Annotated in this window: 17 protein-coding genes and 1 tRNA gene; 11 read left to right on the top strand and 7 right to left on the bottom strand. The window is 72.7% G+C overall.

Features of this window, described 5'->3' with window-relative positions; all coding sequences use genetic code 11:
• Positions 1-16: 16 nt before the first annotated feature.
• The 3 genes from pdxR to ACWDEN_RS31510 form a co-directional block, all read right to left on the bottom strand.
• Complete coding sequence (pdxR, locus tag ACWDEN_RS31500) at positions 17-1,381, bottom strand: MocR-like pyridoxine biosynthesis transcription factor PdxR (RefSeq protein WP_351600877.1); 1,365 nt, start codon at positions 1,379-1,381, stop codon at positions 17-19.
• Positions 1,382-1,448: 67 nt separating this feature from the next.
• Positions 1,449-2,933: an aminopeptidase P family protein gene (locus ACWDEN_RS31505; protein WP_351600874.1), complete on the bottom strand. Its 1,485-nt coding sequence runs from the start codon at positions 2,931-2,933 to the stop codon at positions 1,449-1,451.
• A gap of 156 nt (positions 2,934-3,089) precedes the next feature.
• A complete protein-coding gene (locus tag ACWDEN_RS31510) occupies positions 3,090-4,487 on the bottom strand; it encodes a PP2C family protein-serine/threonine phosphatase (protein ID WP_351600871.1) in 1,398 nt (465 codons plus the stop codon).
• Positions 4,488-5,097: 610 nt separating this feature from the next.
• Between ACWDEN_RS31510 and ACWDEN_RS31515 the strand changes: the two genes are divergently transcribed.
• Both ACWDEN_RS31515 and ACWDEN_RS31520 read left to right on the top strand, forming a co-directional pair.
• A complete protein-coding gene (locus tag ACWDEN_RS31515; RefSeq protein WP_351600868.1) occupies positions 5,098-5,784 on the top strand; it encodes a bifunctional DNA primase/polymerase in 687 nt (228 codons plus the stop codon).
• A gap of 153 nt (positions 5,785-5,937) precedes the next feature.
• Positions 5,938-6,654: a hypothetical protein gene (locus ACWDEN_RS31520; RefSeq protein ID WP_351600865.1), complete on the top strand. Its 717-nt coding sequence runs from the start codon at positions 5,938-5,940 to the stop codon at positions 6,652-6,654.
• 253 nt (positions 6,655-6,907) lie between these two features.
• Here ACWDEN_RS31520 and ACWDEN_RS31525 read toward each other — a convergent pair whose 3' ends face one another.
• From ACWDEN_RS31525 to ACWDEN_RS31535, 3 genes are all read right to left on the bottom strand, one after another.
• The gene (locus ACWDEN_RS31525; protein ID WP_351600862.1) at positions 6,908-7,873 is read right to left on the bottom strand and encodes a DUF5926 family protein; all 966 of its coding nucleotides are present in this window, start codon (positions 7,871-7,873) and stop codon (positions 6,908-6,910) included.
• 751 nt (positions 7,874-8,624) lie between these two features.
• Positions 8,625-9,263, bottom strand: coding sequence for an ATP-binding protein (locus ACWDEN_RS31530; protein WP_351600859.1), 639 nt, complete (start codon positions 9,261-9,263; stop codon positions 8,625-8,627).
• Positions 9,264-9,447: 184 nt separating this feature from the next.
• Positions 9,448-10,278, bottom strand: coding sequence for a glycerophosphodiester phosphodiesterase (locus ACWDEN_RS31535; RefSeq protein WP_351600856.1), 831 nt, complete (start codon positions 10,276-10,278; stop codon positions 9,448-9,450).
• A 260-nt stretch (positions 10,279-10,538) separates the two neighbouring features.
• Between ACWDEN_RS31535 and ACWDEN_RS31540 the strand changes: the two genes are divergently transcribed.
• Together ACWDEN_RS31540 and ACWDEN_RS31545 are read left to right on the top strand one after the other, a co-directional pair.
• A complete protein-coding gene (locus ACWDEN_RS31540; protein ID WP_351600853.1) occupies positions 10,539-12,080 on the top strand; it encodes a S1C family serine protease in 1,542 nt (513 codons plus the stop codon).
• Positions 12,081-12,233: 153 nt separating this feature from the next.
• Positions 12,234-12,320, top strand: a tRNA-Ser gene (locus ACWDEN_RS31545).
• 116 nt (positions 12,321-12,436) lie between these two features.
• Here ACWDEN_RS31545 and ACWDEN_RS31550 read toward each other — a convergent pair.
• The gene (locus ACWDEN_RS31550) at positions 12,437-13,315 is read right to left on the bottom strand and encodes a bifunctional DNA primase/polymerase (RefSeq protein ID WP_450861228.1); all 879 of its coding nucleotides are present in this window, start codon (positions 13,313-13,315) and stop codon (positions 12,437-12,439) included.
• 369 nt (positions 13,316-13,684) lie between these two features.
• Between ACWDEN_RS31550 and ACWDEN_RS31555 the strand changes: the two genes are divergently transcribed.
• The 7 genes from ACWDEN_RS31555 (at position 13,685) to ACWDEN_RS31585 (ending at position 19,770) form a co-directional block, all read left to right on the top strand.
• Positions 13,685-14,002, top strand: a complete 318-nt coding sequence (locus ACWDEN_RS31555; protein ID WP_450861230.1) for a hypothetical protein — start codon at positions 13,685-13,687, stop codon at positions 14,000-14,002.
• 213 nt (positions 14,003-14,215) lie between these two features.
• A complete protein-coding gene (locus ACWDEN_RS31560) occupies positions 14,216-15,376 on the top strand; it encodes an acyl-CoA dehydrogenase family protein (protein ID WP_450861231.1) in 1,161 nt (386 codons plus the stop codon).
• A complete protein-coding gene (locus ACWDEN_RS31565; protein WP_450861233.1) occupies positions 15,373-16,308 on the top strand; it encodes a bifunctional MaoC family dehydratase N-terminal/OB-fold nucleic acid binding domain-containing protein in 936 nt (311 codons plus the stop codon). The genes ACWDEN_RS31560 and ACWDEN_RS31565 overlap by 4 nt, the downstream gene beginning before the upstream one ends.
• Before the next feature lies 1 nt (position 16,309).
• Positions 16,310-17,335 carry an acyl-CoA dehydrogenase family protein gene (locus ACWDEN_RS31570; RefSeq protein WP_450861235.1) on the top strand — a complete coding sequence of 342 codons (1,026 nt, stop codon included), beginning with the start codon at positions 16,310-16,312 and terminating at the stop codon, positions 17,333-17,335.
• A 27-nt stretch (positions 17,336-17,362) separates the two neighbouring features.
• Positions 17,363-17,761: a MaoC family dehydratase gene (locus ACWDEN_RS31575; RefSeq protein ID WP_351601202.1), complete on the top strand. Its 399-nt coding sequence runs from the start codon at positions 17,363-17,365 to the stop codon at positions 17,759-17,761.
• Positions 17,758-18,924: a lipid-transfer protein gene (locus ACWDEN_RS31580; protein ID WP_351600836.1), complete on the top strand. Its 1,167-nt coding sequence runs from the start codon at positions 17,758-17,760 to the stop codon at positions 18,922-18,924. Before ACWDEN_RS31575 ends, ACWDEN_RS31580 begins: the two co-directional genes overlap by 4 nt.
• 252 nt (positions 18,925-19,176) lie before the next feature.
• On the top strand, positions 19,177-19,770 hold the full coding sequence (locus ACWDEN_RS31585) for a SigE family RNA polymerase sigma factor (protein WP_351600832.1): 594 nt from the start codon (positions 19,177-19,179) through the stop codon (positions 19,768-19,770).
• The last annotated feature ends 121 nt before the right edge of the window (positions 19,771-19,891 follow it).

Genomic DNA, 19,891 nt, shown 5'->3' on the forward strand with positions numbered 1-19,891 from the left:
CCCCTCGCAGCCTCTCTCAGGCGTCCAGCACCTTCGCCAGCACCTCCAGCGCCTCCGGATACACCCGCTCGCGGGGCGTGCCGTAGCCGACGACCAGGCCCTGCGGGCGGTGTCCGTCAGGTGTGTGCCAGTGGTCGCCGAGGGCGCCCAGGGCGAGGCCCTCCGCCTCCGCGCGGGCCAGCACCTCCGCCTCGTCGGGCACGTCGATCAGCGCGTGCAGCCCCGCCGCGATGCCGTGCACGCTGCGGCCCGCCCCCAGCCGGTCCAGCAAACGGTCCCGGCGGCGCCGGTAGCGCAGCCGGCACGCGCGCACGTGCCGGTCGTAGGCGTGGCTGTCGATCAGTTCGGCGAGGGCCAGCTGGCCGATGGTCTCGGTGTGGTGGTCGCTGTGCAGCTTGGCGTCGGCGACCGCGTCGACCAGGGGCGGCGGCAGCACCATCCAGCCGAGCCGGAGCGCGGGGCCGAGCGTCTTGGAGGCGGTGCCGAGGTACACGACCTGGCCCGGTGCCATGCCCTGCAACGCGCCCACCGGCTGGCGGTCGTAGCGGAACTCGCCGTCGTAGTCGTCCTCGACGATCAGTCCGCCACGCGCGCGTGCCCAGTCGGCGAGCGCCCGCCGCCGCTCCGGGCGCAGGGTCACCCCCGTCGGGTACTGGTGCGCCGGCGTGACCACCACGGCGGCGGCCTCGCCCAGCTCCTCGGGACGGACGCCGCGCGCGTCGACCGGCGCCGGCAGGACCGTTCCGCCATTGCGCCGCACGACCTCCCGGTGGAACGGCAGCCCCGGGTCCTCCATGGCCACGGCGGCGCCGTCCAGCACGCGCGTGAGCAGCGCGAGGCCCTGGACGTACCCGGAGGTGATGACGATCCGCTCCGGCGGCGCCAGCACCCCGCGCGCCCGGCCCAGATAGCCGGACAGCGCCGTGCGCAGCTCGATCCGGCCGCGCGGGTCGCCGTAGTCGTACGCCAGGGAGGGCGCTGTCGCTATGGCCCGGCGCAGCGCGCGCAGCCAGGCCGCCGCCGGGAACGCGCCGACGTCCGGACTGCCGGGGCGCAGATCGAAACGCGGGGCACGCGTGCGTGCCGCCGTGCCGGGTTCCGCCGAGGCGACGGGCGGCAGCTCGGCGACCCGGGTGCCCGAGCCCTGGCGTGCCGTCAGATATCCCTCGGCGACGAGCTGGTCGTAGGCGGCCTTGGCGGTGCCGCGCGAGATACCGAGGTCGGTGGCGAGCCGCCGGGTGGCCGGCAGCCGGGTCCCGGGCACGAGGCGGCCGTCCCGTACGGCGTCCCTCAGCGCCCGCTCCAGGCCGATGCGGCGTCCGTCCGCCGAGTCCGGCTCCAGGTGCAGATCCACACCGACACCGGACCAGAAGTCGTCCACGAGAACCTTCCCCCCAGGCACGCGAATGGCCGGGCACCTTCCCGGTACCCGGCCATTGAAACCCAGATCAGCCCTTCAGCGCGGCCATCCACGCCTCGACCTCGTCGCTGCGGCGCGGCAGGCCCGCCGAGAGGTTCCTGTTTCCGTCCTCGGTGACGAGGATGTCGTCCTCGATCCGGACGCCGATGCCCCGGTACTCCTCCGGCACGGTCAGGTCGTCGGCCTGGAAGTACAGTCCCGGCTCGACGGTCAGCACCATGCCGGGCTCCAGGACACCCTCCACGTACGTCTCGGTCCGCGCGGCGGCGCAGTCGTGGACGTCCATGCCGAGCATGTGGCCGGTGCCGTGCAGGGTCCAGCGGCGCTGCAGGCCCAGCTCCAGGACGCGCTCCACCGGACCCTCGACCAGACCCCACTCGACGAGCCTCTCGGCGAGCACGCGCTGGGCGGCGTCGTGGAAGTCGCGGTACTTGGCGCCCGGCTTCACGGCCGCGATGCCGGCCTCCTGGGCCTCGTACACGGCGTCGTAGATCTTCTTCTGGATCTCGCTGTACGTGCCGTTGACCGGCAGCGTGCGGGTGACGTCGGCGGTGTAGAGGGTGTGGGTCTCCACGCCCGCGTCCAGCAGGAGCAGGTCGCCGGAGCGGACCGGGCCGTCGTTGCGGACCCAGTGCAGGGTGCAGGCGTGCGGGCCGGCCGCGCAGATGGAGCCGTAGCCGACGTCGTTGCCCTCCACGCGCGCGCGGAGGAAGAACGTGCCCTCGATGTAGCGCTCACTCGTGGCCTCGGCCCTGTCGAGCACCTTCACGACGTCCTCGAAGCCGCGGACCGTGGAGTCGACGGCCTTCTGCAGCTCGCCGATCTCGAACGCGTCCTTGACCAGCCGGGCCTCGGAGAGGAAGACGCGCAGCTCCTCGTCGCGCTCGGCGGTGACCTTGTCGGTCAGCGCGGCCTCGATGCCGGCGTCGTAGCCGCGCACCACGCGCACCGGGCCGGTGGCCTCGCGCAGCGTGCCGGCCAGCTCGCGCACGTCGGCGGCCGGGATGCCGTACAGCGCCTCGGACTCGGCGAGGGAGTGGCGGCGGCCTACCCACAGCTCGCCCTGGCCGGAGAGCCAGAACTCGCCGTTCTCGCGGTCCGAGCGGGGCAGGAGGTAGATCGTTTCCTCGTGGCCGTCGTCCTTGGGCTCCAGGACCAGGACACCGTCCTCGGTCTGGTTGCCGGTGAGGTACGCGTACTCGACGGAGGAGCGGAAGGGGTACTCGGTGTCGTTCGAGCGGGTCTTCAGGTTGCCCGCCGGGATGACCAGGCGCTCGCCCGGGAAGCGTGCGGAGAGCGCGGCGCGGCGGCGCGCGGTCTCGGCGGCCTGCGGGACCGGCCGCAGATCACGCAGCTCCGTGTCGGCCCAGCCGGACTTCATGTTCTCGGCCAGCTCGTCGGAGACGCCCGGGTACAGGCCGTTCTTCCGCTGCTTGATGGGCTCCTCGGACGCGGTCTCCGGGCCCTCTGCGGTAGCAGAGTCGGGCACAGCCGGGTTGAGCTCGTCGGACACGTGATCCTCCTCGATACGCCATGTGATCTCCCCCGGGGCCCGCGCGCTCCTGCTTGTGGCCGAGCGGGGGCCTCCATCATCGTACGGTCGTACCGTGGGCGGACCGGGGTCGGATGACCTGTTATGCCCGGTCATGCCGGTCCCTGGGTGCGTGGCTCAGTCGAAGCGGGCCGCCAGCAGCACCACGTCCTCCTCGCTGTCGGCCTCGTCCAGACCGTCCGGCAGGACGGTGCGCAGGACGTGGTCGGCGATGGCGCCGGGGTCGTGGCGCAGCGTGCGCGGGATGCTCGCGGCGGCCGTGTGCAGGCGGGCGAAGGCACGGTCCGTCGGGTCGCCGGTGCGGTGCAGCAGCCCGTCGGTGTAGAGCAGGACCGTCTCCCCGGCCTCGGCCTGGAACTCGACGCTGGGCGCCTCCCAGCAGGCGAGCATGCCGAGCGGCGCGGAGACGGAGGTCTCGGCGAACTCGGTGCGCCGATCGCCGATCAGCAGCGGCGGGCTGTGTCCGGCGCCGGCCAGGGTGATCTTGCGCAGGGCGGGCTCGCAGTAGGCGAACAGCGCGGTGGCCGAGCGGGCGGGTTCGGTCAGCCGCAGCAGCAGCTCCAGGTCGGACAGGACGGCGACCGGGTCCTCGCCCTCCATCACGGCGTACGCGCGCAGGCTGGCGCGCAGCCGGCCCATCGCGGCCACGGCGCTCGGGCCGGAGCCGGTGACCGAGCCGACGGACAGGCCGAGCGCGGCGTCCGGCAGCGGCAGCGCGTCGTACCAGTCGCCGCCGCCGCGCGGGCCCGTGCGGTGCCGGGCGGCGAGCTGCACGCCGGGCACGCGGGGCAGCCGGGTGGGCAGCAGTTCCTCGGTGATGGTCGCCACGCGCGCGCGGGTGCGTTCCACCTCCAGCAGGCGGGCGAGGTGCTCGGTGGCGTGCCGGACGTAGAGGCCGACGAGATGGCGCTGCCGCTCGTGGGGTTCGGCCGGTTCGTCGTAGAGCCATACGGCGGCGCCGAGGCGGCCGGCGGAGTCGGTGGCGAGGGGCAGGGCGTAGCTGGCGGCGTAGCCGAGGCGGACGGCCACCTCCCGGTGCCGGGGGTCGAGGCCGTCCTCGGCGAGCAGGTCGGGATGGACGGCCTCGGTGGCCGTGCCGGTGTCGTACGGCAGCGCGCCGCGCGGCACGGTCTCGATGTGGCCGAGGTCGGCCCGGCCTAGTCCGAGGCCGAGGGTGGTGCGGGGGCCGAGCCCGTCGCCGGGTTCCAGGGCGACCAGGCCGCGGCGGGCGCCGACGAGGGCGGCTCCGGCGCGCAGGAGTTCGTGGAGGGCCGCGTCCAGCGCGTTCGTGCGGGACAGGCGCTCGGTGAGTTCGTGGAGGGTCGTGAGGTCCGAGACCCAGCCGGCCAGCCGGTCCTGGAGGAGGGCGCCGGGCGCGGGGGTGTTCGGGGCGGGGACGGGAGCGGTGTCCGGGGAGGGACCTGCGCCGGCGGCGGGGGGAGTGGGCGCAGTGTGTGCGGGCGTCGGAACCGCTGCATCGATTCCAGCCACTTTCGGAGGGTGCGGGGCGTTCATGGCGTCCGGCCTTCAGACCGGTGCGTATTGCTGAAAAGCATCGCAAACCCCCATGTCATTCTGCGCCGCTAGCAGTGTCTCCACATGTACACGCACTCGTGAGGGGATGTCCAGCATTGTCCTGCGGGGATTCCTGGTGTCCATGAGTCGGACGAGGTTTCCCTCGAACCCCTTGCCTTACTGCCAAGTTGGCTGAAAACTGCACCTGGTATCGGTCCATTGCGGTCGACTGGCCTTGCTCCACGGAGCGTCACAGCGGTCGTGATGGGTACGTACTCGGTGAAGGCCAGGGGTGGTTGGGGACCACCCGGAACCTGGCGACGGACCCGGGCGTCATAGCCACCGACGGCCGAGCCCCATCCTCCCTGGCGGAGGCGGAGAGAAACACGCGCGACGGCAAAACGCCATACTTCGCCACCCCCGCGCCGCAGCCCTGCCTGTGAAAGACGCACTATGGACGCGGACGCGGCCCACGCTCGACCCCCTGGGGTTCCCCCTGCCGTGCGCAGGGGTGTGATGCGCCAACAGGTACGCACAGTGAAGTGATCGACACATGTTGTGATGTGGACCACGGTGTTGCCAGCGGTGCAACGGAAAGGAACGAGCGCTCATGCGCGAGATCCTCGGAAGGCGACGCAGGCTCCTGTCCAGGCGGAACGACGGGAAGCCCGGGCGGAACGACGGCAAGGCCGAGCTGATCGGCGCGGCCCTGACCTTTGCGACAGCATGGCAGTGGCCGGTACTCCCGGGCGTGGCCCCCGACCCGCAGGGCCGGGCCCGCTGCGCCTGCCCCGACCCGGAGTGCACGGTGCCCGGTGCGCACCCCTTCGACCCCGGTCTGCTCGCCGCCACGACCGACGCCCGCATGGTGCGCTGGTGGTGGACCAACCGGCCGAGCGCGCCGGTCATCCTGGCCACCGGGGGCAAGGCGCCCTGCGCGGTCAGCCTGCCGGCGCTCGCCGCCTCCCGCGCCCTCGCCCTGCTCGACCGGCGGGGCATGCGCCTCGGCCCGGTGATCGCCTCCCCGACCCGCTGGGCGCTGCTGGTGAAGCCGTACTCCATGGAGCAGTTGGGCGAACTGCTCTACGCCAAGGACTTCGTCCCCGGCTCCCTGCGCTTCCACGGCGAGGGCGGTTACCTCGCCCTGCCCCCGTCCGAGACCGGCCGGGGCGCCGTCCGCTGGGAGCGCGCCCCGCTGCCCGGCTCGGCCTCGCCCTGGGTGCCCGACGTGGAGGCCGTGGTGGACGCCGTGGTCGACGCCCTCACTCGTACGGGTGTGAGCGCGCCCGAGTTGTAGGGGTGTCGGGCGTGGGCGGGGCCGCGAACCGCGCCGGCTCGTTATGTTCCGCACATGCTGCGAATGTCTGGGGGACATGGCCGTCGGTTCTCCGAGGGGCCATCTGGGCGGCACGGCCGCCGATCAGTGCGAGGCGCGGCGCGGCCGCAGAGGGTGGAAGCGACTGCGGCGAGCGCGCCGGACTCCCGGAAGCTGCGACTGCTCGCGCTCCTGGGCGCCGTGACGGCCGCGGTCGTGCTGCCGCTCGCCGTGGCGTCCGCCGTGCAGGTGGGCGGGGCGGCCGGGCACGCGGGGCCCGGGAAGGGTCGGGAGACCGTGCCGGCCGCTGGGCGTGCGGGCGCTTCGGGGCGCGCCTTCCAGCACGCTTCGGGACGTGCCTCCGAGAGCGACGAGGCCGCCGGGAGGGGGCCGGGCTCCAAGCGTGACGACGCCGGTTCCGGGCCGGAGGACGCCAAGCTGCCCTCGCTCGACCGGTCCCCCCGGCTGCTCGGGCTGGGCCTGGGCACCGCCATGCGGTGCGGCCCCCAGCTCACCTCCCCCGACGGCATCGAGGCGCAGACCTGCGTCCTGTCCGAGGACACCGACACCTGGGCCCGCACCTACTACCGCAACTCCACCGGCAAGTCGCTGGATGCCGTGCTCAGCCTGATGGGTCCGGGCGGCCGCAGTCTGGAGACGCACTGCGTCACGGGCGGCGACGACGAGCCCGCCACCTGCGAGACGCCCCGTGAACGCAGCCGGGGCGGCATGGACGCCTACACGGCCGTCACCGAGTTCGCCACGCGGGGAGCCAACGGCAGGCTGCTGCTGCGCTCGGGCAGCGACTCGCCGGACACCGACGGCAACACCCGTATCGGTAACAAGAGTTAACGGCGTTTGACGCTCCGCGACGCGCTGTCCACGTCGTGGCGGGCATGGAAAGACCCGGTTGCTGGCGACGGGGGATGCACCAGCAACCGGGCTACTGGAACGGTAACAAGAGATCGGCGGTTCGCAAATTCCGGCTGGGGCATTCGGCCACCGATTTCCCTGTCACCAGGGGGAGTTGTGACAGGAGTCACCCGCTTCGCCGGCCGTGCGCGCGCCTGACCGACCGTTCAGTGGACAGACGCGCGCGGCGGCGTCAGCTGAGCGTGACCTGCCGGTTGGTCAGTCCGCCACGCGCCCGGCGCTCGTCCGGGGTGAGCGGCTCGGTGGCGGCCAGGGCGGCGGCGAGGCGCTCGGCGAACTCGGCGGCCGGCTTCTCCACGTCGTCCGCCGTGACCCCGCTCGGCAGGTCCCAGACCGGCACGGTGAGGCCGTGAGCACGGAAGGAGCCCACGAGCCGGGTGCCCTCGCCCAGGTGGGAACGGCCCGCGGCGTGCAGCCGCGCGAGAGCGTCCAGAAGCTGCTCCTCCGGGTGCGGCATCACCCAGCGCAGGTGGTTCTTCTCCGGGGTCTCGCACCAGTACGCGGCGTCCACACCGCTCAGCCGCGCCGTCGGGATGGCGGCGGCGTTGGCCCGCTCCAGGGAGGCGGTCACCTCGGGCGTGGCGTTCTCCGCGTCCGGCACCCAGAACTCGAAGCCGCTGTGCACGACCGGCTCGAACGGTGCCTGGAGGTCGAGCACGTCCTGCAGCCGCGGACCGCCGGCCGGGGCGCGACGGCCCTGCACCGGGGTGCCGGGCTCGGCCCGCAGGGCGCGCTGAAGGGTGTCGGCGAGGTCGCGGCTGAGGTCACCGGACGCCGTGTCGTTCTGCAGGCCGAGCAGGACCGAGCCGTCGTCGCGGCGCAGCGCGGGCCAGGCCATCGGCAGCACCGTGGCCAGCGTGACCGACGGGACGCCCTCGGGCAGGCCGTCCTTGAGGGTCAGCTCGACCGTCGCGGCGGGCACCAGCTCGCGCAGCGCCACCCAGTCGCACTCGCCGGGCAGCCCCTCGAACGGGCGGTGCACCAGCTCGGTCGCGGCGTGTGCCGCGGCCCGGCCGTGGCACGCCTTGTAGCGCCGGCCGCTGCCGCAGGGGCAGGGCTCGCGGGCGCCGACAACCGGGACCTCCGCATCGCTGAGCTGCGGCCGCTCGGCCTTCGTCTGGGGTCGCTTCTTGGCCATCGTGCGTGTCTCCCGGTTACGGCTCTTCTCGTACGGGCGCGAGCCTAGCCGTTCAGGCCATGACCGGCTGGAACCTGTGGACAACGCACGCCCGCACGACGCCAACGGTGTGAACCTGTGGACAACTTCGGGCGCCCCGCGGCTCGGTCATGCTCCTGCCGACGGGGGTGCCGACCGCCGGTTCGGCCCTTGACCGCGGGCCGGCCTCTGACCGCGGGCCGGCCTTTGACCGCGGGCCGGCCTTTGACCGCAGAGCAGTTCATGGCCTTCGGTGCAGTCCTCGACCGCTCGGTGTAGCCCTCGAACGCCGGTGCTGGCCCGTGCCCGTCGGGCGCGGGCTGGGTTCGTCCCCCGGTGCGGATCGTTGGTCTGCGTCTGCGTCTGCAGCTGCGGTCCTCGGTCTTCGTCCATGGGCGCGGCTCCTCTGGCTTCGCCCGCCGAGCGCGCCTCTCGGTCTCCGCCCGCCGGTTGGGTCCTCGAGCTCCATCCGCAGGCCGAGGGCCTCGACCGCTTCTACCGACCCGGGTTTTCCACGGCGTGGCTCAGGTCCTCGACTGCGCCCGCCGTCGGCCCAGCCCCTCGACCGTGTCCGTCGGTGCGGCCCTCTTGCTGCATCCGCCGGTCCAGGTCCTGGGGCTCCATCACCGGCCCAGGTCCTGGGCCGTGCCCCAGTTCAGCCCACCTCCGCGTCCGTGCCCTCAGTCCAGGTCGTCGACCAGGGCCCCTCAGCTCAGGTCGTAGACCAGGCCCCTCAGTCCAGGTCGTCGAACGCGTCCGCGAAGTCCAGGCCGGGCATGGCCGGGAGTGCGGGGGAGGTGACGCGCGTAGCGAAACCGTCCCGGCGGCACCCGACATCGGGATCGTGGACGGCTTCGTGGACCACCACCCAGACCGTCACCTCGCCGTGGACGTCGTCGCGGACGCCCCAGTCGTCGGCGAGCGCCGTGATGATGTTCAGCCCGCGACCGCCGTGCGCGGTCACCGACGGGGTGGCCGGCACCGGACGGGTCGGTCCGCCGCCGTCCGTCACCTCGACGATGAGCCGGCCCCGCGCGTCGAGCCGCCACGCGGCGCGCACATCGCCGTCGCCGGCCAGCGCGTCGCCCAGCGGCCGCCCGTGTTTGCAGGCATTGCTCAACAGTTCGGAAAGGATCAGTACGGCATCGTCGATGACCGATTCGGACACGCCCCCGCTGCGCAACTGCGAACGCATCCGGTGCCTCGCCTTCCCCACGCCCGCAGGGCCATGGGGTACGGCCATGCTCGACGACGTGGGCACCTCCTGTGCCACCACCAACGCCACCCCCGAGACCTCCTTTGCCCCACGCCACGGTGTGGATGCCCCATTGGCCTGTACCGGAAACCGGCCAATCCTCTTCCGGTGACGCATTCGCAACGAACCTGCACGGAGCGAACGCGCCGGAGCACTCCCTGTGACCAAGGTCTATTCCTCGGCCGCCGTATGGCTGGACTTCAGTGGCTGGATTTCAGTGGTGTGGCCGAGAGTGGAGGATTCCGGTAGCCGCACAGCGGGGTCAAGGGGGCGGACCGGGCTACTTACCGGCCTCTTGAGGTCACACGCGCCCCAGCTGACGCAGGACCGCGTGCGGGCGGTTGGTGATGATGGCGTCGATGCCCAGCTCCACGCAGAGATCGACGTCCTCGGGCTCGTTCACGGTCCACACGTGCACCTGGTGGCCGGCGCGTTGCAGCCGCTCCACATAGGCGGGGTTGCTGCGCACGATGCGGATCGAGGGTCCCGCGATCCGCACGCCCGCGGGCAGCCGTCCGTCGCGCAGCCGGGGCGTGAGGAACTGCACCAGGTAGACCGTCGGCAGCGTCGGCGCGGCGGCACGCACGCGGTGCAGCGAACGCGCCGAGAAGCTCATGATCCGGACCTGGGACTCGGCCGCCGAGGCCGGCGCGTCCAGGCCGAACCGCTTCAGCAGCGTCAGCAGCCGCTCCTCGACCTGCCCGGCCCAGCGCGTGGGGTGCTTGGTCTCGATCGCGAGCTCCACCCGCCGCCCGGCATCCGCGACCAGCTCCAGCAGCCGCTCCAGGGTGAGCACGGAGGTCTCCTCGCGGTCCTCCGGCCGGTGCTCCCAGTCGGGCTCCTCGTCCCGTCCGCGCCAGGCCTCGCGGGTCTTCCAGGAGCCGAAGTCGAGCGCGGCGAGATCGGCAAGCTCCAGTGCGGAGACGGCACCGCGGCCGTTGGAGGTACGGTTCACGCGCCGGTCGTGGACACAGACCAGATGGCCGTCGGCGGTCAGTCGTACGTCGCACTCGAGGGCGTCCGCGCCGTCCTCGATCGCCTTCTTGTAGGCGGCCAGGGTGTGCTCGGGCGCGTCTTCGGAGGCGCCCCGGTGGGCGACGACCTGGACGGAGCGCTGTAGTGCGTGGGTCACCGCGTCATGGTGCCACCGTCGGGGGGTGCGCGGGGCGGCCGGGGTGTACCTGGTGCCCGTTTATGTAACTTTTGCCAGTAAGGCCCAATGTAAGGACTGGCCATGGACCCACAGCCACCGCTTATGGTGCTCTGACGGCTCGTGGGAAAAGCTGACTGCATACAAACGGCACAGTGAAGACCGACACCAACGCCATGCACAGCTGCCGAGCGTGACCGAGTGCGACCGAGAACAACAGCCGTGGACCGAGGAGAAGAGCTGTGAGCACCGAGAACGAGGGCAACGAGGTACCCCAGGCCCCGTCCGCACCTCCCGTGCCGGTGGCCTCTCCCACCCCTTCCCCGCAGGGCACCGCCCCTGAGGGCACCGAGCCGACGGCTCCCCTCCCGCCCGTCCCCCAGGACGCTCCGGCCGCGCCCGAACCCCAGCCGGGCCGGCCCGCCACCGCGCACGCATCCGGCCCCTCCGCCTCGGGTCCGGCCCCCGACGGTTCCTGGCCGCCTCCGCCGCCGGCCGACCCGCCCTACGGAGAGGGTGCGTCCCACGGTGACGGCGCCTTCTACGGCGACGGCGGTGCCGGTGCCGCCGGCGGCTTCGGTGCGGGTGGTGCGGCTGGTCCGGGTGGTCCGGGTGGCCCCGGCGGCTGGGGAGCGTCGTACCAGCAGCCCGCCCCCGAGCCGCGCAACGGACGCGGCGGTCTCGTCGCCGCGGTCCTGGTGGCCGCGCTGGTCGCGGGTGGCCTGGGCGGCGGTCTGGGCTACACCCTGGCCAAGAACAACGACAGCAGCGGCTCCACCACCGTCTCCGCCTCCGACGGCAGCGCCGCGCAGGTCAAGCGCGCGCCCGGCACGATCGCCAACGTGGCCGCCAGGGCGCTGCCCAGCACGGTCACCATCGAGGCCGAGAGCACCAACGGCCAGGGCGGCACGGGCACCGGCTTCGTCTTCGACAAGCAGGGGCACATCGTCACCAACAACCACGTGGTGGCGGACGCGCTCGACGGCGGCAAGCTGACCGCCACGTTCCCGAACGGCAGGAAGTACGACGCCGTGGTCGTGGGCCACGCCCAGGGCTACGACGTGGCGGTCATCAAGCTCAAGAACCCCCCGTCCGACCTCAATCCCCTCCCCCTCGGAGACTCCGACAAGGTGGCCGTCGGCGACGAGACGATCGCCATCGGCGCCCCCTTCGGCCTGTCCAACACGGTGACGACCGGCATCATCAGCGCCAAGAACCGCCCGGTGGCCTCCAGCGACGGCAGCTCCGGCAGCAAGGCGTCGTACATGAGCGCCCTGCAGACCGACGCCTCGATCAACCCGGGCAACTCCGGCGGTCCGCTGCTGGACGCCTCCGGCGCGGTCATCGGCATCAACTCGGCGATCCAGTCGAGCAGCAGCGGCGGTTTCGGCTCCGGCCAGTCCGGCTCGATCGGCCTGGGCTTCGCCATCCCGATCGACCAGGCCAAGTACGTCGCCCAGCAGCTGATCGGGACCGGCAAGCCGGTGTACGCCAAGATCGGCGCGTCCGTGTCCCTGGAGGACTCCACCGACGGCGCGAAGATCACCGACCAGGGCGCGGCCGGTTCCGCCCCGGTCGAGTCGGGCGGCCCGGCCGACAAGGCGGGCCTCAAGCCGGGTGACGTCATCACCAAGCTGGACGACATGGTGATCGACAGCGGCCCGACCCTGATCGGCGAGATCTGGACCCACAAGCCCGGCGACAAGGTCACGATCACCTACAAGCGCGGCGGCCAGGAGCACACGGTCGACCTGACTCTGGGCTCCCGGGTGGGCGACAACTGACCCTGCGGGTCACGCGCGCGTGGGCCGCGCCTCGCAGGAGCTTCTCTGAAGGAGCTTCTCTGAGGGGGCGCCTGTCGCGCGGCACAACCGGCCCACCACGGCTCGGTCCGGGCCGGTAATGTGTACCCGCGCTGCCGGACTCCGGCAGCGCGGGGAGGCGTGCCCGAGCGGCCGAAGGGAACGGTCTTGAAAACCGTCGTGGCAGCGATGTCACCGTGGGTTCAAATCCCACCGCCTCCGCACAGGCCGTAGCCGGTGCAGGTCATGACCGGTGCAGTCGGAAGGGGTGCCTCTCGCCGAGAGGCACCCCTTCCGTGTTCAGCCCGCCACGCTCGTCATGGAGCCCGCCATGGTGGTCAGGGCCGGTGCCCCGTCATCCGTGCCGCCGAGGCGATCGTCGCGCGGGCCTCGCGTTCGGACAGGCCGGTGCCCAGGGCGGCCTCGGTCAGGGGGTCGGCCAGGGCGGGGCCGATGCCGTTCTCGTAGGCGCGGCAGGCCGCCCAGAAGAGGCGGGTGTTGCGCTGGCCCTCGTGTGCGGAGAGGACGAACTGGACCAGGCCGCGGCCGTGGTCACCGGCAGCCGGAGGGCTCGGGTGGGGATGCGGGGGCCGGGGTGGCGGCACCAGCAGGCGCAGCAGGGACGGCGGACAGGCGGCGGGGGCCAGGTGCGCCGTGCCGGGGGCGGTCGTGTACACGCCGTGGTCGGTGCGGGAGCCGGGGCCGACCAGGTAGCCGCCGGCGCCCCGGATGTCGATGCCGGGGGCGAGACGCCCGGCGGAGTTCGGTACGACGACGTCCGGCGGGCCGGTGAGCCACAGGTGGCGCCCGCCGCTCGGGGTGCGCACGACGACCGTCTCCGGAATGGTGAACAGATGGCGCAGCGCAAGTTCGCGCAGCGCGGTCGAGGAGTTCGTGTCGGACTTGGTGTCCAGGTCGACGCCGATCAGGTGGTACGGCGGCAGTCCGCAGGCGATGCCGTAGCCGGTCGCCCAGGGCGCCGCGGCGAACAGCTCGCGGATGCGGACGGGGTCGGTGGAGGCGTCGTACACCCCGTGGCCGAAGCGGCCGCACTCGCCGTGACAGGGAGGTCCGGCCGGGTCGGGGTCGTCGCGGTGGGGGGAGCGCAGGGCCGGGAGCTTCGTCCGGGACAGGGGCATGACGGCCAGGCCGCGTTCGGCGGCTGACAGGGCGTGTGCGAGGGCCAGCGTCGTGGCCTGCCGGTCGGTGTAGGCCATGCCTCCATGCTCGTACGTACGTTCGAAAAAGGGAAGAGGGGGCGGCGGTGACGCGCCGGGGCCGGGGAAATTGGCCGAATGCGTGAAGGAACGATTCACCCCTTGTACCGCTTGGTAGGCGAAAGCGCCGACTGGCCCCTCCTGGTGGGGTACGGCACGAAAGATGGCGATAAGGGTTTATCGACATGTCATCACGCTTGCGTGCGAATCGGGCCTTCCGTGGTGGTTCGCCGGGGATTCGGTGGGCAACTCTGGTCTCGCGACGTCGTCCACCACTGTCGGAGCGGTCGGCCAACTGCCCTGACACAAGCCGAACTTCACGTACTTCCGGCCCTAGGGCCGCACAGTTCTCGGTTCTGGAGGAACAACATGGCAAGCATCCGTACAGCCCGCGTTCTCGTCGCCGTCGCCGCGCTCCCGCTCGCAGCCGCCCTCTTCGGCGGCGTCGCGGCCGCCGACAACGGCGCCTTCGCGGACAACGGATCGAGCGCCAACACCGGTGTGGCGGGCATCATCGGCAGCGGAGTCGGCCACGACAACAACGGCAACTCGTCGACCACGCAGCAGAACGCGGTCGGCAACGGTGCCTCGAACCAGAGCAGCACCGCCCAGGTCAACGGCTCTGCCTGGACGGCCGTCCAGCAGGGCAACGAGAACGTGGCCATCCACTTCACCGACCTGTGGTGACCCGCGGGCGAGGCCCCTCCCGGTGAGGGCCCTCGTGGGGTGTGCTTCGGGGTCGTAACACGTTTGCGCGGCGGTACTTCGGTGCCGCCGCGCAGGCGTTTTCCCGCGCCCTGCGCCGTTCCGTTCCGGAAGGCGACGACCTTGACACCCGTCCCTATCTGACGGACAGTCAGAAACTGTCCTGTCAGGTACGCGAGGCCGGGAGGGCCCGCCGTGCACCTCGCCCCCACCGAGCGGCAGCAACGCCTGCGCGCCGAACTCCGCGCCTACTTCCGCACCGTGCTCCCGGACCCGCGCGAGCGTCGCGAACCGGCCGCCACCCGCGCCCTGTTGCGCCGCATCGGAGCCGACGGCTGGCTGGGCCTCGGCTGGCCGGTCGAGTACGGCGGCCAGGGCCGGGGCGCGGAGGAGCAGTTCGTCTTCTTCGACGAGGCGTACCGGGCCGGCGCCCCGGTCTCCATGGTCACGCTCAACACCGTGGGCCCCACCCTCATGAAGTACGGCAGTCAGCGGCAGAAGGCCTACTTCCTGCCCCGCATCCTCGGCGGGGAGGCCGTCTTCGCGATCGGCTACACGGAGCCGTCCGCCGGCACCGACCTGGCCTCGCTGCGCACCCGTGCCGTGCGCGAGGGTAAGGGCTGGCGGATCGACGGGCAGAAGGTCTTCACCTCGGGCGCCCAGCACGCCGACTGGATCTGGCTCGCCTGCCGCACCGACCCGGAGGCGCCCAGGCACCGGGGCATCTCCGTCCTCCTCGTCCCGACCGACGCGCCGGGGTTCTCCTGGACGCCGATCGAGACGGTGGGCGGGCAGACGACGACGGCCACGTACTACGACGGCGTCCGCGTCCCGGCCGACAGCCTGGTCGGCACCGAGAACGAGGGCTGGTCGCTGATCACCGGCCAGCTCAACCACGAGCGGGTCGCGCTCGCCGCCCTCGGCATGCAGGCGGAGGACTTCCTCGCCGCCGCGCTCACCGCCGCCCGTACACCCGATCCGGTGACGGCAAGGCGCCGGATCGACGAGCCGTGGATACGTTTTCGGGCGGCCGAAGCGCATGCCCGGCTGGCGGCATCGCGCCTGCTCAGCTGGCGTTTGGTGGCGGACGTGGGGGCGGGGCGAGTGGCCCCCGGGGACGCCAGCGGGGTGAAGTTCGCGGGAACTGAATCGGCTGTCGCGACGTATCGCATGTGTCAGGAGATCGCCGGGGAGGCGGGCCTGGTCCGCTCCGGTTCGCCGGGTGCGTTCGGGGACGGCGAACTGGAGCGGCTGAACAGGGCGGCGCAGATCAACACGTTCGGGGGCGGGGTGAGCGAGGTGCAGCGGGAGATCGTCGCGACGACGCGACTCGGGATGACGAGGGGGCGGCGATGAGCGCGGCAGAGGTGGTCCCCGACCCGCTGGGCGCGCGCCTCAAGGCGTACGAGGGGCGGCCGGCCGCCGTCGCCGGGGTGGGCAGGGACCCGGTGAACGCTCCGATGATCCGGCACTGGTGCGAGGCCATGGGCGACGCCAACCCGGCCTACTCGGGCCCGGACGCCATCGCCCCGCCCACCATGCTCCAGGCCTGGACGATGGGCGGCCTGTCCGGACACCAGGGCCGCACGGGCGCCTACGACGAGCTGCTGTCCCTCCTCGATACCTCGGGCTGTACGGCCGTGGTGGCCACCGACTGCGAGCAGGAGTATCTGCGGCCCCTGCGCCCGGGTGACCAGGTCGCGTTCGACTCGGTGATCGAGTCGGTCTCCGGCCGCAAGACGACGAAGCTGGGCACCGGGTACTTCGTCACGACCCGCACGGACGTCCGGGTCGACGGCGACCTCGTGGGCACCCACCGCTTCCGCATCCTCAAGTACGCCCCGGCCCGCCGGAAACCCCCGGCCCCGCGCCCCCGCCCGGCGGTGGGCCGGGACAACGCCGGGTTCTGGCAGGGCGTGGCCGAGCGCAGACTCCTCATCCAGCGCTGCACGGGCTGCGGCACCCTGCGCCACCCCTGGCTGCCGGGCTGCAACGCGTGCGGCTGCCTGGACTGGGACACGGTCGAGTCGACCGGCGAGGGGACGGTCTACTCGTACGTGGTGATGCACCACCCGCCGTTCCCGGCCTTCGACCCTCCCTACGCGGTCGGCCTGATCGAACTCGCCGAGGGGGTGCGGATGGTGAGCAATGTGACCGGGGTGCCGTACGACAAGGTGCGCATCGGGTTGCCCGTCCAGGTGGAGTTCCGCACCTACGAGGACGCGGAGGGCGCGCAGGTCCTCCCGGTCTTCCGGGCCGTCGACGGCCACGGCGAGGGCGGGGCCTGACATGGACTTCACGCCCACCGAGGCCCAGGCCGAGGCCCGTGACCTGGCCGCGCGGATCTTCGGCGACCTCGCCACCCACGAGCGCCTGGCGGCCGCCGGCACCGGCAGCGACCCCGCGCTGTGGAAGTCCCTCTGCGCGGCCGGCCTGGTCGGTGCCGTGGCGGACCTGGGCCTGCTGGGCCTGGTCCTGCTCCTGGAGGAACAGGGGCGTACGACGGCCCAGGTGCCCTATGCGGCGAGCTGCGTGTACGGCGTCCTGGCGGTCGCGGCCCACGGCAGCCCCGAGCAACGGGACCGTCTCCTCCCCGCCCTGGAGGACGGATCGGCGGTGGTGACCGGGGCGTTCCCGGCCCAGGACGCCGTACGAGCCCCGGCGCCGGGGGAGCTGACCGGCACCGTCCCCGTCGTGCCCTGGCTCCGGGACGCCACCCATGTCCTGGTCGCCGACACCGGCCGCCGGCTGTGGCTGGCGCCGCTCGGCCAGGGCGCCGGCATCACCCCGGTCGAACTGACGGCTCCCTGGTCGGCGGCCCGGCTCACCCTCGACCGGGCACCGGCCGAACCGCTGGGCGGCCCGGGCGCCTACGCCGACGTCCTCGCCACTGCCCGCACGGCCTTCGCCGGACTCCAGGCCGGGGTGTGCGCGGGCTCCCTGGCCCGGGCCGTGGCGCATGTCGCGGGCAGGGAGCAGTTCGGGCGCCCGCTCGCCACCCGCCAGGCCGTCCAACTCCGCGCCGCCGACGCCCACATGGACACCGAGGCGATACGGGTGACCGCCTATGAGGCCGCCTGGAGGCGGGACGCGGGACTGCCGTACGCCACCCATGCGCTGACCGCCGCCTGGTGGGCGTCCGAGGCGGGGCACAGGGTGGTGCACACCGGCCAGCATCTGCACGGCGGTGCGGGAGCCGATCTCGGCCACCCGGTGCACCGCCACTTCCTGTGGGGCCGGCAACTGGACGCGTATCTGGGCTGCGGGGCCGAAGTGCTGCAGGAACTGGGGGAGTTGATCGCGCATGGGGAGTGAGTCGTGAACACGGCGCCGACGACGGCACTGACGGCGGGCGCCGCACTGCCCCCGCTGGAGATCCCGGTCACGCGGACGCTGATCGTGGCCGGGGCGATCGCGTCGCGGGACTACCAGGACGTGCACCACGACGCCGAGTCGGCCAGGCAGAAGGGCTCCCCGGACGTCTTCATGAACATCCTGACGACGAACGGACTGGTCGGCAGATACATCACGGACCACTTCGGCCCGACGGCGATGCTCCGCAAGGTCGCCATCAGGCTCGGGGCGCCCAACTATCCGGGAGACACGATGGTGCTGACGGGCACGATCGAGGCGGTCGACGGCGACACCGCCACCGTACGGGTCGTCGGCGCCAACGCCCTCGGCAGACATGTGACAGGCACGGTCACCGTCACGGTCCCGGACGCCGGGGGCCGCTCATGAGTCCCCGGGCGCGCGAGACCCTGGCCGGGCGCGCCGCGATCGCCGGGATCGGGGCCACCGAGTTCTCCAAGGACTCCGGGCGCAGCGAACTGCGGCTGGCCGTGGAGGCGGTGCGGGCCGCGCTGGACGACGCGGGGCTGGCGCCGGCGGACGTGGACGGGATGGTGACGTTCACGATGGACACCAACCCGGAGATCACGGTGGCCCAGGCTTGCGGGATGGGCGAGCTGTCCTTCTTCTCCCGGGTGCACTACGGCGGCGGTGCGGCCTGCGCGACCGTGCTCCAGGCCGCGCTCGCGGTGGCGACGGGCGTGGCGGAGGTCGTGGTCTGCTACCGCGCCTTCAACGAACGCTCGGGCCGGAGGTTCGGCGCCGGCGTGCAGCACCGGGAGCCGTCGGCGGAGGGCGTGGCGCTCGGCTGGGTGCTGCCGTTCGGGCTGCTCACACCGGCCTCGTGGGTGGCGATGGCGGCCCAGCGGTATCTGCACGCGTACGGGCTGACGCCGGAGGTGTTCGGGCATGTGGCCGTGCTGGACCGCAAGTACGCGGCGACGAACCCGGCGGCGTACTTCCACGGCCGCCCGATCACGCTCGCCGAACACGCGGCGTCCCGCTGGATCGTGGAGCCGCTGCGGCTGCTGGACTGCTGCCAGGAGACCGACGGCGGGCAGGCGCTCGTCGTCACCTCGGTGGAGCGGGCCCGGGACCTGCGGCATCCCCCGGCCGTGATCGCGGCGGCCGCCCAGGGCGCCGGCCGGGCGCAGGAGCAGATGACCAGCTTCTACCGGGACGATCTGACCGGCCTGCCGGAGATGGGCGCGGTGGCCCGCCGGCTGTGGCGGTCGTCCGGACTCGGCCCGGCCGACATCGACGTGGGGATTCTCTACGACCACTTCACACCGTTCGTGCTGATGCAGCTGGAGGAGTTCGGGTTCTGCGGAAAGGGGGAGGCGGCGGACTTCGTGGCCGAGGAGCGGCTGCCGCTCAACACACACGGGGGTCAGCTCGGTGAGGCCTATCTGCACGGGATGAACGGCATGGCGGAGGCGGTGCGCCAGCTGCGGGGCACGGCGGTGAACCAGATACCGGGCGCGAGGCGGACCCTGGTGACGGCCGGCACCGGGGTGCCGACCTCGGGGCTGGTCCTGACGGCTGACGGCTGACGGCTGACCGGCGGGCCGCCTCCCCGCTCCCGGCGCCCGGGCGTGCGGCCGGGCCCGCCCCGGCCTCAGGGTCGGACCAGTGGGCGGAGCCAGGCCGGACCGGGGCGGAGTCAGGGTCGTACCCGCAGACGGGGTGGATCCGCCGTCCACCTTCAGGAGGTGGAGCTGCCCCCACCCCTACAACCTGAGGGGGACGCCGCTTCGGGACCTGCGGGCGATCCGCCGCCGGGGGTCCGCTCCTAGCGTGGAGCCATGACCACACCCGTGTGCACCAGCGCCTCGGCCGTTGCCGCACCAAGGCGGCAGAGCCTCCCGCACCCCCGGCTCCGGCCGAGCGGCGAGGCTCCGACCTACCCGACGTTCGCGTCGTACGTGCGGGCTCGTCAGCCGGTTCTGCTGCGCACCGCGCGCTCGCTCACCGCGAACATCTGCGACGCGGAGGACCTGCTGCAGACGGCGCTCGCCAAGACCTACGTGGCCTGGGAGCGGATCGAGGACCAGCGGGCGCTCGACGGCTATGTGCGCCGCGCGCTGCTGAACACCCGGACCTCGCAGTGGCGCAAGCGCAGGGTGGACGAGTTCACCTGCGACGAGCTGCCCGAGCCGGAGCCCGTGCCGGGCGACGACGACCCGGCCGAGCGGCAGGCGCTGCACGACGCCATGTGGCGGGCGATCATGAAGCTGCCGGCGCGGCAGCGGGCGATGGTCGTCCTGCGCTACTACGAGGACCTCAGCGAGGCCCAGACCGCCGAGGTGCTCGGGGTGTCGGTGGGCACGGTGAAGTCGGCGGTGTCGCGTGCGCTGGCCAAGCTGCGCGAGGATCCTGAGCTGGGACTGGTCCGCTAGCCGGGGACTCTCCCCGAGTTCTCCCGGGTTTCCTCCCCGAGTTTCCTGTCCGGGATTTCTCCCGAGTGACACACCCCCTAGTGACATACCGCGCGGTATGTGAGCAGAATCAGCGCAACCT

The organism is Streptomyces sp. NPDC001153 (assembly GCF_053598315.1).

Coding starts and splice junctions, on each gene's coding strand:
- ACWDEN_RS31510 (WP_351600871.1), bottom strand. CDS start 4,487: ATGAACGCCCCGCACCCTCCGAAAGTGGCTGGAATCGATGCAGCGGTT.
- ACWDEN_RS31515 (WP_351600868.1), top strand. CDS start 5,098: ATGCGCGAGATCCTCGGAAGGCGACGCAGGCTCCTGTCCAGGCGGAAC.
- ACWDEN_RS31525 (WP_351600862.1), bottom strand. CDS start 7,873: ATGGCCAAGAAGCGACCCCAGACGAAGGCCGAGCGGCCGCAGCTCAGC.
- ACWDEN_RS31530 (WP_351600859.1), bottom strand. CDS start 9,263: ATGCGTCACCGGAAGAGGATTGGCCGGTTTCCGGTACAGGCCAATGGG.
- ACWDEN_RS31550 (WP_450861228.1), bottom strand. CDS start 13,315: ATGGCCTACACCGACCGGCAGGCCACGACGCTGGCCCTCGCACACGCC.
- ACWDEN_RS31555 (WP_450861230.1), top strand. CDS start 13,685: ATGGCAAGCATCCGTACAGCCCGCGTTCTCGTCGCCGTCGCCGCGCTC.
- ACWDEN_RS31565 (WP_450861233.1), top strand. CDS start 15,373: ATGAGCGCGGCAGAGGTGGTCCCCGACCCGCTGGGCGCGCGCCTCAAG.
- ACWDEN_RS31570 (WP_450861235.1), top strand. CDS start 16,310: ATGGACTTCACGCCCACCGAGGCCCAGGCCGAGGCCCGTGACCTGGCC.
- ACWDEN_RS31580 (WP_351600836.1), top strand. CDS start 17,758: ATGAGTCCCCGGGCGCGCGAGACCCTGGCCGGGCGCGCCGCGATCGCC.
- ACWDEN_RS31585 (WP_351600832.1), top strand. CDS start 19,177: ATGACCACACCCGTGTGCACCAGCGCCTCGGCCGTTGCCGCACCAAGG.